General features: G+C 42.2%; 11 protein-coding genes. 6 read left to right on the top strand and 5 right to left on the bottom strand.

The features are described 5' to 3' along the window. The first annotated feature begins 23 nt into the window (after positions 1–23). Both AACU33_RS34005 and rdgB read left to right on the top strand, forming a co-directional pair. Positions 24–1,460 (top strand): phosphoglucomutase/phosphomannomutase family protein, encoded by a 1,437-nt coding sequence (locus AACU33_RS34005; RefSeq protein WP_096594660.1) that lies wholly within the window; start codon positions 24–26, stop codon positions 1,458–1,460. A gap of 80 nt (positions 1,461–1,540) precedes the next feature. After that, on the top strand, positions 1,541–2,125 hold the full coding sequence (gene rdgB, locus AACU33_RS34000; protein ID WP_096594659.1) for an RdgB/HAM1 family non-canonical purine NTP pyrophosphatase: 585 nt from the start codon (positions 1,541–1,543) through the stop codon (positions 2,123–2,125). A gap of 128 nt (positions 2,126–2,253) precedes the next feature. On the opposite strand, the gene AACU33_RS33995 is transcribed toward rdgB, so the two are convergent. From AACU33_RS33995 to AACU33_RS33980, 4 genes are all read right to left on the bottom strand, one after another. Further along, entirely contained in the window at positions 2,254–2,592 is a 339-nt protein-coding gene (locus tag AACU33_RS33995; RefSeq protein WP_086686886.1) for a P-II family nitrogen regulator, read from the bottom strand. Positions 2,593–2,921: 329 nt separating this feature from the next. After that, positions 2,922–3,536 carry a hypothetical protein gene (locus AACU33_RS33990; RefSeq protein WP_096594658.1) on the bottom strand — a complete coding sequence of 205 codons (615 nt, stop codon included), beginning with the start codon at positions 3,534–3,536 and terminating at the stop codon, positions 2,922–2,924. A 205-nt stretch (positions 3,537–3,741) separates the two neighbouring features. Further along, complete coding sequence (gene thiD / locus AACU33_RS33985; protein ID WP_096594657.1) at positions 3,742–4,575, bottom strand: bifunctional hydroxymethylpyrimidine kinase/phosphomethylpyrimidine kinase; 834 nt, start codon at positions 4,573–4,575, stop codon at positions 3,742–3,744. Between the two features lie 132 nt (positions 4,576–4,707). Continuing rightward, complete coding sequence (locus AACU33_RS33980; protein ID WP_096594656.1) at positions 4,708–5,142, bottom strand: hypothetical protein; 435 nt, start codon at positions 5,140–5,142, stop codon at positions 4,708–4,710. A gap of 110 nt (positions 5,143–5,252) precedes the next feature. On the opposite strand from AACU33_RS33980, the gene AACU33_RS33975 reads away from it, so the two are divergent. Together AACU33_RS33975 and AACU33_RS33970 are read left to right on the top strand one after the other, a co-directional pair. Next, positions 5,253–7,106 carry a S8 family peptidase gene (locus tag AACU33_RS33975; protein WP_096594655.1) on the top strand — a complete coding sequence of 618 codons (1,854 nt, stop codon included), beginning with the start codon at positions 5,253–5,255 and terminating at the stop codon, positions 7,104–7,106. An 83-nt stretch (positions 7,107–7,189) separates the two neighbouring features. Beyond that, entirely contained in the window at positions 7,190–7,423 is a 234-nt protein-coding gene (locus AACU33_RS33970) for a hypothetical protein (RefSeq protein ID WP_096594654.1), read from the top strand. Here the strand turns inward: AACU33_RS33970 and AACU33_RS33965 are convergent. After that, positions 7,410–7,733 (bottom strand): thioredoxin family protein, encoded by a 324-nt coding sequence (locus AACU33_RS33965; protein WP_096594653.1) that lies wholly within the window; start codon positions 7,731–7,733, stop codon positions 7,410–7,412. The genes AACU33_RS33970 and AACU33_RS33965 overlap by 14 nt on opposite strands. A gap of 1,442 nt (positions 7,734–9,175) precedes the next feature. On the opposite strand from AACU33_RS33965, the gene AACU33_RS33960 reads away from it, so the two are divergent. Further along, entirely contained in the window at positions 9,176–9,391 is a 216-nt protein-coding gene (locus AACU33_RS33960; RefSeq protein WP_339376438.1) for a hypothetical protein, read from the top strand. A gap of 410 nt (positions 9,392–9,801) precedes the next feature. Next, complete coding sequence (gene hetF, locus AACU33_RS33955; protein ID WP_096594652.1) at positions 9,802–12,303, top strand: cell division protein HetF; 2,502 nt, start codon at positions 9,802–9,804, stop codon at positions 12,301–12,303. The last annotated feature ends 154 nt before the right edge of the window (positions 12,304–12,457 follow it).

Genomic DNA, 12,457 nt, shown 5'->3' with positions numbered 1-12,457 from the left:
AGGTAAAAATTTAGGAAACCTCCATGCCAGTTGTAGCGAACTCCATCAAATTTGGTACAGACGGCTGGCGAGGTGTGATTGGTGATGAATTCACCTTTGAACGCCTAGCCTTGGTTGCCCCAGTCGCCGCAAAAGTATTATATGATACTTATTTTTCTATTGTAGGTAGCCGGAAAATTATTGTCGGTTACGATCGCCGATTTATGGCGGAAGACTTTGCCCGTACTGTGGCAAATGCTGTCACCGCCGTAGGATTTGATGTGCTACTCAGTGAAAGCTATGCACCCACTCCCGCTTTTAGCTGGGCGGCGAAACAACTCAATGCTTTGGGGGCGCTGGTAATTACCGCTAGCCATAATCCGGGTGCATATCTAGGCTTAAAAGTCAAGGGATATTTTGGGGGTTCGGTATCGCCAGAAGTTACCAAAGAAATAGAAACACTGTTACCTGAAGGAGTAGCAGAGGCAGCTACACCAGGGAAGTTAGAGAAGTTTGACCCCTGGCCCAGTTATACCGCAGGCTTAGAAGGCAAAGTTGATATTGCTAAAATTCGCGATGCCATAGCTGCTGGTAAACTGACTGTCTTTGCTGATGTGATGCATGGGGCAGCGGCTAGCGGATTGGCAAGACTATTAGGCGATCGCATTCATGAAATCAACAGCGATCGCGATCCTTTATTTGGTGGTGGTGCGCCAGAACCCTTGCCTAAATATCTGTCACAGCTATTTACAGTCATCAAAAATCACCGAGAAAGCAATAAAACTGATTTAGCGGTGGGGTTAGTATTTGATGGAGACTGCGATCGTATAGCAGCCGTCGATGGCAACGCCAACTTCTTGAGTTCGCAAGTCTTAATCCCGATATTAATTGACCATTTGACCTTACGGCGTGGTTTTACTGGTGAAATTGTCAAAACAGTCAGTGGTTCTGACTTAATTCCGCTTGTAGCAGCACTACATCACCTGTCAGTGTATGAGACACCTGTTGGTTACAAATACATTGCTGACAGAATGTTAGCAGCAGAGGTATTGCTAGGCGGTGAAGAGTCAGGCGGAATCGGCTATGGTAGCCATATTCCCGAACGGGACGCACTGCTATCGGCATTGTATGTACTAGAAGCTATTGTCGAATCTGGCTTAGATTTAGGTGAATATTACCAGCACTTACAGCAGCAAACAGGGTTCACTTCCGCATACGATCGCATCGATTTGCCGCTAGCGAGTATGGAAGTGCGATCGCGTCTTTTACAACAGATGCAAACTCAACCTTTAACGGAAATTGCTGGACAAGCTGTAATTGATTGCCAAACTATTGACGGCTATAAATTCCGGCTGGCTGACAAAAGCTGGTTAATGATCCGTTTTAGCGGTACTGAACCAGTTTTACGCCTTTACTGCGAAGCCACCACACTCGATCGCGTACATCAAACTCTTGCGTGGGCGAAACAGTGGGCAGAGTAAAATTAGTCAATAGTCTAGAGTCAATAGTCAAAAAACAAATGACTAATGACAAATGACCAATGCCCAATGACAAATGACCAATGACTAAACTACTTGTAGTAGCCACAGGAAACCCAGGTAAGTTACGAGAAATGCAAGCTTATCTGGCTAATTCTGGTTGGGAATTAACCCTGAAACCAGACGAATTAGAAATTGAAGAGACAGGCGACACATTTGCCGCCAACGCTTGTTTGAAAGCCTCCCAAATTGCTCAAGCTACAGGAAACTGGGCAATAGCAGATGACTCTGGCTTACAAGTAGATGCTTTAAATGGCGCACCAGGGGTGTATTCTGCCCGTTACGGTAAAACTGATTCAGAACGCATTGCTAGGGTGCTAAACGAATTAGGCCCCGAAGTAAACCGACAAGCACAATTTGTTTGTGTCGTAGCGATCGCTAGTCCTGATGGTAAGATTGTTCTCCAAACCGAAGGTATTTGTCGGGGCACAATTCTTCATGCGCCTCGCGGTAATGGTGGTTTTGGCTACGACCCGATTTTTTACATTCCTGAAAAACAATTGACCTTTGCTGAGATGACACCACAGTTGAAGAGGTCGCTTAGTCATCGAGGTAAGGCTTTTACAGCTTTAATCCCACAACTGGAAGTGCTGAGTTTTGAGCTTTGAGTCAATCAACTCTTTTCTCTTACCACTCAGCAAAGCCAATTGCTACAAATATGGGTCAGCATGACGCCAGTCACCTGCAACGGTAAAGCCGTCTTTAGTGCTGGCTCCTCACACCTCAGCTTTTAGTTTTAAACTGCTTCTGTATTCTTTTCTCCGGTGCGAATCCGAACAACTTGTTCGACAGGGGAGATGAAGATTTTACCATCACCAATTTCACCAGTGCGGGCGGCAGCAATAATTTTGTCTACCACCATATCAACTTGGTTATCGTCAACGACGATTTCTACTTTGAGTTTTTGTAGAAACTCTACGGTGTATTCAGAACCGCGATAGCGTTCTGTTTGGCCTTTTTGTCTGCCAAAGCCTCGAACTTCAGAAACAGTCATGCCAACAATACCCGCATTGACTAAAGCAATTTTTACTTCATCAAGCTTAAACGGACGGATAATAGCTTCTACTTTTTTCATGTATTGGACTCCTTGCATCTACTAGCTTTGTTTATTTATCTAACCAGATCCCTTGTCAGACACTTTAACTAGTAGAACTATTTTAAAAACATATGTAATAATTTACGATTTTAAATGACCTGTTGTAACAGTTGTGAAGCGGATAGCGGCAAGTCTTTAAAATTCGATAGTATTCGAGGTTATGACATGAAAAAACAATCCTCAATTTTACATGAGAATATGTATTTTTGATGATAAAAAATAGGTAAATTCCCTGATTGAGTTTAGGATTTTGAGAGCAAAATTTTTTGAGAATCTTTAATTTATAGCCAAAACATAGAGTTTTTTAACTAACGACTCTGATGTTCAAACAGGGGTCGTACAACCAAATATCCAGCACTAAAAGCGGCTAGCATGATTAATAAAATGGTAATGACCAACCACCAACCACTAACTTCCTTTGGTTCAGACTCAGTAGAACCATAAGATTTCACCTCCTGTTCTTCTATGAATACAGGTCGCGGGATCGGAGGCATCATTTCCACTACAGGCACAGAGGCTGAAGAACGGCGGCTTTTACTCTCTAGAACTTCAGAAACAGCAGGTGGACGCGGACGCGAAACTTGCTGGCGCGGACGTGCTTCTGTAGCAACCTGAGATGCATTTTTGGTATTTGGAGCAGTATGGGCTGCTGGACTGCTAGGTGCATTAGGCGGCGCGGCTGGAAAATCCACCAACTTTTGCAACCGCAAACAAGATTGAATAAGCTTAGTCATTTCTTGACGTAGCAGTTGATTTTCTTGTGTTAGTTGCTGATTTTTCGTAGTCAACGCATCTAACCTTGCCTGTGCTGTTTGTAACTCAGTTGCTAATTCCCGGTACACAGAAAGCGGGACAGATGGGGGATAGGCTGGAGCCTTTGGTGTAGGCGGATGGTTGTAAATGGGATTTGTGCTTGCTTGCATAGCTGGCTTGGTATGAAAAATAAAAGTAACTTATTGTTTTAGAGATAGTAACAGAGATAGTCAACCGTGAAACTATGCCCAAGAATAATAGAAAAATCCCTACAGGGCAAAGATTTTTTATTTACATTATGGAATAAGTACATATAGCTAACCTACAACAGCATTGCCATTGGAGTTTAGGAGTCAGTTATTTGATAAAAGATACTTACAGACTAGATTTATTCTCTAGCAAAGGAAAGAAGTGTCCCACAGGGCCTTGTCCTTGACCAATATCAAGGGCGTAAGTAAGTGCAGTTGTAACATAGTCTTTTGCTTGCTGCACTGCTGTTAAGAAGTCTTTTTTCTGAGCTAGATTGGCAGCGATCGCAGCTGATAAAGTACAACCAGTACCGTGGGTATTTTTTGTATCTACTAGCTTGGTTGCCAAAGTAGTCAACTTTTGCCCATCAAACCAGATATCAATACCACGCAAATTTCCCTGCATACCTCCACCTTTAACTAAAACAGCTTTAGCCCCTAATTTCTGATGAATAATTTGGGCTGCTGCTTGCATATCATCAAGGGAATTAATCGATAATCCACTCATAATTTGAGCTTCATAGCGGTTTGGCGTCACTATAGTTGCCAATGGGATTAAAGCATGGCACAAAGTTTGTATTGCGTCATCATCAATCAATTGTGCTCCTGTACGTGACACCATTACTGGATCGACTACTAAATTATCGATTTTCCCAGCCTCTACTTGCTGCGCCACAGCCGAGATAATTTCTTGGTTGAGTAACATTCCTGTTTTGGCAGCTTGTACGCCAATATCCTCAACTACCGCTTGAATTTGCGCCACCACAGCCTCAGGTGGTATCGCATCTACTCGCGTTACTCCCAAAGTATTTTGCGCCGTGATGCAGGTAATAGCACTAGTTCCGTGAACACAGTGAAAGACAAAGGTACGTAAATCAGTTTGAATCCCCGCACCACCACCACTATCTGAGCCAGCAATAGTTAAGGCAACAGGTATCCGTGTTTCTGTAACAGCATTCATAATGAATTATCTGATAGCTGGGCTGATTGTTAATAATTACCACAATCAACAGCCATCTTGGGATAATGACTCAAGAGTCAAGAGTCCAGAAAATTTCTTACTTTTGAATTTTTTGTCCTCCTTGTCCCCTCATTATCCCTTTCCCTGAGAAGCCAGGCTTTGCAATACTCCCTGCAAATACTTACCCCATTCATCTGCTAAAGGAATCTCTGTAAAAGGAACACGAACTGAGTTAGCAGGTTCGGGAAAGATAAATTCTAATTCAATCTTCCGAGCTTTCTCTGGTGAATTTCCTATTTCTACTAATTTGTCATCTACTAAAAGATTTATTTTTTGAACATCAAGCAAAGAAAAAGTTTCTAGTTTAACAGGCCCTTTTGGTGTGGGTTTTCCCCAGGTTATATTGTTACCTTTTTGACCCAAAACTGCATAAATATCATACTTAGCCCTTTCAAATTGCTCTGCCCAAGCGCGGTAAGCTTCAACTTTTTGATACTCCTTTGAGCCTTGCCAAGCTAACCAGAAAAACATAACTAATAGAGGCAACCACAAAAGACCACGTTCCATAGTTTCAACAGTCCTGAGTGAAAGTTTTAACTAAAGTGCAAATTACACCAATCAGAGGCTCAGATAAGTTATGGTAGTGAGCAACTGGCAAAAAGCGGTGATGAGTTTATATGAGAAGGCTTATATTATTTTGCTTGTTTGTCATTGGGCTAGGGGCTGCTGTATTTGGGTTTGTTAATTTTCAGGGACTAGCAGCCAAAGGTGAATTTGAGACGATTCTGCTTGATTTTCGGGAAGATATACCCAAAGAGATAGTAGAGAAAGATTTGCAAGCGATCGCTCAACAATACCAGGTTACACCCCAATTGGATAATAAATTTTCGGCGAAAGATAATGTGTATATTATCAAAGGCGATCGCCAACGGCTGAAAGAACTGCAAAAATCGCAATTTAAATCAGCTACAGAATTTATTGAGCCGAATTATATTTACAAAAAAATTCCCCAACCGGGTGAAGTTGCTTTTTTGGGAGAATTTTTAAAACCCAACGCAGATGAAGACGAAGTTACCCCTTCATTAACTGGCCCCAACGACCAGTATTACAGCAAGCAGTGGAACTTCCACAACATCAACATTGAAGGCGCATGGAGTCAAACTAAAGGCAGTGGCATTACGGTTGCTGTCATCGACACTGGTATTACTCGCGTACGGGACTTGTATGAGACGAAATTTGTCAAAGGCTACGATTTCGTTAACGATCGGGAAGAAGCCACGGATGATAACGGGCATGGCACCCATGTCGCAGGTACTATAGCTCAAGCTACCAATAACAAATATGGTGTAGCTGGCATTGCATATGAAGCCAATCTCATGCCATTGAAAGTCCTAAATGATTATGGGGGTGGTACTATTGCCGATATTGCCGAAGCCATCAAATTTGCTGCCGATAAAGGCGCAGATGTAATTAATATGAGCTTGGGTGGTGGCGGTGAAAGTCAGTTAATGAAGGAAGCCATTAACTATGCCCACAATAAAGGTGTTGTGATTGTGGCAGCAGCTGGCAATGAAAACGCTAATGGGGCCAGCTATCCAGCCCGTTATCCTCATGTCATCGGCGTTTCGGCATTTGGCCCCGATGGAGAAAAAGCTCCTTACTCTAACTTTGGTGCTGGGGTAGATATCTCCGCTCCTGGTGGTAGTGATGCTGGCAAGATTCTGCAAGAGACAATCAACGAAAAGGGTGAAGGAGTGTTTCTTGGCTTCCAAGGTACAAGTATGGCATCTCCCCATGTTGCTGGTGTCGCTGCACTCATCAAAGCTAAGGGGATCAACGACCCTGATGAAGTGTTGAAAGTCCTCAAACAATCTTCCAGAGTTATCCAAGATGATGGTTTGAATTACTATGGCGCTGGACAACTCAATGCCGAAGCAGCAGTGAAACTTGCCACTGAAGGTCAAATTAGTTTCTCTGACTTCTTCCGCTGGTTAAGAGATAATGGCTATCTCAACCCTGGATTTTGGATTGATGGCGGTGCTGTAGCACTATTACCAAAGATTTTGATGGTACTAGGTTCCTATCTCCTAGCTTGGTTTTTACGGGTTTACTTTCCCTTTACTTGGAGTTGGTCTTTATCCAGTGGTTTAATTGCTGGCAGTTCTGGACTATTCTTCCTTAAGGGATTCTATATTTTTGACCTTCCCCAGTGGCCTTTCCGGCTTTTGGGTAGTTCTATTCCCGAATTGGGTAACACTATCCAAGGAACCGATGCTTTAAATCCTTTATTTGCCAGTGTACTGATTCCTATTGTTCTGGTTGCATTCTTCCTGGGACATCCTAGTGGCAAATGGTTTGCAATAGGTTCTACCCTTGGTGTGGCTGCGTGTTTGACGGTGAGTGCAGTTTACGATCCTATGGTTTGGGGATTAGGCAGTAGTTATTTGGCGCGTGTCTTTCTCATTGCTAATGCCCTACTCTGTTATGGATTAGCTCGTTTAGCGTTGAAAAATGAAAGGCAAGTAGCTTAAGTTAAGAGGGAAACTAGGGAGAGTAATTGAAAAATATTGCTCTTCCTCGCAATCTTTTATCTCCTCAACGATCGGCAATAATTATGAGTATTACAGTTACTGGCACTATCCAACACCGCGATCTTGGTACTGGTGCATGGGCACTAGTTACCGATGATGGTGTTACTTATGAATTACCTAGAAGTGCAGACAAAAAACTCCTCAAAGCAGGGCAAAAAGCTAAAGTTACAGGAAAGGTGCGTGAAGATGTCATGACTACTGCCATGATTGGCCCCGTCCTGGAAGTAAAATCTTTTGAGGTAATTAGTTCTGACTAGCTGTGGAATTTAGCACTTCTTGTAGACGACTTCTAAACTCGCCTTTGGGATGACCCCCTTTGACCTCACCGATAATCTGAAACTCTCCTTCGGGAGAATCACAGAGAATATAAGTAGGCCATCCCATTTCTGATTTATCGGGATACTGAGTTAACAAAATCTTGCGATACTTGCGGTAAGTAGCTGTATCCTGCATTTTTACATCAATAAATTGCAAACCCAGTTCTTCAGCTACCTTTTTGTCATAAAAAGACATTTTGTGACAAATGCCACATTCTTCTGAGGAGAACTTAATTACCGCTAAATTCATCTGACTTTGCGACTCTTTGGATATAAGCAAACTACATCTAGTATAAAACATTCAAGATCTGCATAGAGAAAATTAGCAACGCAAATGTTGCTAGACCAGAGAAGGTATGTAAAACTGGGAGAATATTTATTCGCAGATGTTGTTGAAGAAGGAACATACCTAACAAAGTAACGTCCGATCGCGCTTAAAGCTCCTTCTAACTATAAGATGGAACAATGTTGGAGTAATTCACCAAGAAAAATTATAGAGAAATAATTAAAAATTTTTAGCAAGTATACAATGGAATAACTATTGCATAAGCCTTCTAGCAGATACAAATGTAAAAGTTAGTCAGAGACTGCACATCGAGAGCTAACAAAATAATGATAAGATATACTTAATTAAAATAACTGCTAGTTAGGCGATTGCTCGGCTGCAAGATAAAATAATTGATTTAGATCGTGGCAAGAGTGGTGACAGCAGATTTGTTGTGTTAGAATAATGCCCTTACTACCTAACTAGTGGGCAGCTAGGGGCAAACTATCCTCCTCAAAAAAAGCCCCCTGTAAATTGCTAACCTACTAGGGGAGTTAGTTATCAGGGTGCATCTACCAATTCATTGTTCTCAGGTTAAATACGATCTTCCGGATAGATTTATCTTCAGGAATATTGTTATTTTTTACAACATAAAAAACCCTAGTAGGTGTTAGCCTACCAGGGGAGTTAGTTATCAGGGTGCATCTACCAATTCATTGTTCTCAGGTTAAATACAATCTTCCGGATAGATTTATCTCTAAGGAATATTGTTATTTTGTGCATCATAAAAAACCCCAGTAGGTGTTAGCCTACCAGGGGAGTTAGTTATCAGGGTGCATCTACCAATTCATTGTTCTTAAAAAAATCGATCCGCTCCGGATAAAATTGTCACAAACGGGATGAATATTCGCTAAATGGATAAAACACCTAATCGTGGTAACTATCCAGGGGAATTGAGGATGGGGGTGCATCTACTAACTTCTGTATTCTCCACCCCGTTTTGAAAATCTGGACAAAATTATCACTTAGAGGTAGCTAGTGGTTAATGAAAAACCCCTAGCAGTCTGAACCAACTAGGGGAGCAAATTATCAGGGTACACTTATTACTTAATCATTCGCAGGGCAACTACCATCATCTGGATAAAATTATGACATTGGGAATGACTATAAAAAACCCCTAATTGGTGGCAGCCAACCAGGGGAGTTAGTTATTAGGGTGCATCTACCACTTAACTATTCTCGGTGCGACTACTATAATCCGGATAAATTTCTTGTAGAGGTGTGTGTTACTAGTAACAATAAAAAAATCCCCTAATGGGTACCAACCAGCTAGGGGAGTTAGTTATCAGGGTGCATCTACCATTTAATTGTTCTACAGAAAATAAGTAAGCTCCGGATAAAATGGTCACAATCGCGATTATAAATTTGTGTCAAACCAAAAAAATTCCCCAGTAGGTGGTAGCCTACCAGGGGAGTTAGTTATCAGGGTGCATCTACCATTTAACTGTTCTCCAGGTAACTTCTATAATCCGGAGAAATTTCCTTATGTATTGAGTTCGTTAGGGTCTAGCAAGCATAAAAAAGCCCCCAGTTGGTTTGAGCCAACTAGGGGAGTTAGTTATCAGGGTGCATCTACCATTTAACTGTTCTGAGGTGAACTACCATCCTCCGGATAAATTTACTAAGATGTGTATTTTAGTTTCGTGCCAAAACATCTAAATGGATTCTAGCTGCTAAGGAAACGATGCTGGGGTGTTTAACTCCATACCTCACTTGAGAATGCCTGAATTAGTATTGCTATTTGCCAGCATAAAAAAATCCCCAAGTCAGCATTCGCTAGCTTGGGGAGTCGAAGATCAAGGTGCATCTACCAATAAAGTGTTCTACTCCAATGCCAGTAAATCCGGATAAACTTGTAAAAGCTAAAAAAGTAAAATAACGAGAAATCAGAAACATTCAGTGGCAAGATGCATCTAAGGTATCAGAAGAAGCGAAAAATCGACTTGAAACTTTCGCGTTTCAAACCAGATTTAGGAGGCGAATAGGAAAAGTTGTGACCCAGGAATTTCACATTTCCGTAACCCCAGTAGGGCAAAGTGACTACTTGGTGCGGACGGAACAAGTCGCGCCTGGGGTGCCATTGGCAGAAGAACTGGTGACTTGGCCTGTAGGTGATTGGTTGGCGGCTGCTGGACATCTGATGAATGACCCGTTGAAGTCAGTATTGCAAGGAGATGCGTTCGCAAGAAACTCTGTAAACCTAGTGGCGTTGGGTCAGCAACTTTATAATGCACTGTTTCAAGGCACTCTCAGAGATAGTTGGATTACAGCACAAGGTATCGCCCAGAACCACCAACAGGTACTGCGTTTACGTTTAGGGCTAAAAGACACGAGGTTAGCGCGTCTGCCTTGGGAAGTAATGCATGCAGGAGATCGTCCGCTAGCCACCGGGCCTTATGTCGCTTTTTCTCGCTACCAAACTGGAATTCTGCCACCTTCTCGTTTGCCATCGAAAAACATACCCCAACCATTAGAAGAAGGCGGTGTCAAAGTATTGATGGTGATAGCCTCTCCTACAGATCAAGCTCGTCTCGATCTACTCAAACATGAGGCCATCAAACTCCAAGCTGAACTTAACCGCCATGTACCAAGAGTTGCTGAAAGCGGCAATTATGTTCCAGATATAGAACTAACTCTGCTAGACCAACCAGGTCGAGAAGAATTAACGCAGGCGCTAGAACAAGGGCGATATCATGTTCTGCACTACTCTGGTCACAGTAACCTAGGTGCTAATGGTGGGGAAATTTATCTGGTCAGTAGCAGAACTGGTTTAACGGAAACCTTAAGTGGCGACGATCTGGCAGGCTTGCTAGTCAACAATAATATCCAAATGGCAGTGTTTAACTCCTGTTTGGGAGCATACAGAGCTAACTCGGATACTACTGAAGAAACAGGAGAACGTAACCTCACAGAAAGTTTGGTGAAACGCGGTATCAGAAGTGTGTTAGCTATGTCAGAGCGAATTCCTGATGAAGTAGCGCTAACACTTACACAACTGTTTTACCGCAACCTAAATCAGGGTTATCCTGTAGATTTGTGCGTAAGTCGAGTCCGCCAGGGATTAATTTCTGCCTACGGTTCTCACCAGATGTACTGGGCGTTACCAATTCTCTATCTGCAACCGGAATTTGATGGTTTTCTCAGCCCAGAAATTTCTGAAAGTCCAGAACATTTGAATGATTACAATCCAGCTTTAAGAGCAAATCAAACTGCGATGTACTCTGCTGTAGCAGATGAGTCGGAGATGCCTTTAGCACTGGAAGATATGATTCCTTCGGGTTTACCAAGGGAATCTTCAGGGCTGGATTGGCTAGGAGAGGAAACTTGGGGCGATCTCGTTGATGAAATTGAGTATGATGACCCAACTTATGCAGAAGATTCAGCTTTAGTTTCAGATTTGTTCCGCCAGCTAGATCGTCAAAATGAAATATCCGAGCAATCTCCGATGACTGCGGAACTTGTGCAACAAGTGAATGAGGGTAGTCTGCGGTCAAGACAAGTTTCTCAAGAGATGAATTTTACGGAGCAAGAAGCCAGCTTTTGGGAAGAAGATCCGATCGCATCAACTGAAACCTCGACAAATTTTGCAGGCGATTGGCATGATTCTGCTTCTGGACGATCGCAACAATTCTCGTCAAAACGACGCCAGCGACGTCAGATTTGGCCGATTGTCGGTATGGTGGGAGCAAGTGCGATCGTAGTAATTTTAGGTCTAAATTGGTGGCAAAATTACCAAGTTTCCAGATTACCTAATATCCCAGCAATTCCTACCCAGTCACTTACAGCCGAAAATCATCCCCCCATCGATTTGAAGACGGCTACAACAGGAATTGTCAGCGCTACTGCTACGGAAAAATTGAGCCAAGGTGACTTGCAAAGTGGATTAGAGGCTGTGGAAGAACTACTTAACCGTGGCGTACTTCCGGCTGCGCAAGCAGCTTTAAATCTTATCCCGCAAAAGCAAGCTAATAATCCTGCTGTCAACTTCTTTAAAGGAAGATTAGCTTGGCAATCAGTCCAACTTAAAGAAGTTAAAGATAAAAAATATAGTATTGATGATGCTCGGCGTTACTGGGAAAGCGCTGTCAAAGCTGACCCAGATTCATTTTTATATAACAATGCTTTGGGATTTGCTTACTACGCCGAAGAAAATTTAAATCGAGCTAATGACTCTTGGTTTAAAGCTTTAAATTTAGCTTTGAAACAACAGAATATTGCTAGTGCTACACCAGTAACTATCAAATCAGCGGCAATACCTAAGGATGCTTTAACTTCCTATGCTGGCTTGGCTCTAGGGCTATATAAATCTGCATCTAAACAACCGAATGATAAACAATCTCAATATTTGAATGAAGCTATCAAACTTCGCCAAATGGTGATCCAGGACGATCCGGTAAATTTCCAAGTAGATAAATTAAGTAATAATTGGTTGTGGACGGAGAAAGCAATTGCCGATTGGCGATCGCTTCTTCAAGAAAAAAGTCAGCAACAGTAAATAGTTTATTGATTTAAATTATTTAAGTTTTTTATCGCCTCTATGAGAAACTTCAATAGCAAAGAGGTGTTTTAGGGTAATTTTTGCTCGTCCTCAGGTGGTAATAATAGATTGATAGCTAATTTTATTGAATAAAAAGTATCATTAAATACAG

It is taken from the genome of Calothrix sp. NIES-2098 (assembly GCF_963875125.1).
Classification (GTDB): domain Bacteria; phylum Cyanobacteriota; class Cyanobacteriia; order Cyanobacteriales; family Nostocaceae; genus Aulosira.
The sequence above is the reverse complement of the archived record's forward strand: the minus strand, read 5'-3'. Positions and strand labels throughout refer to the sequence as shown.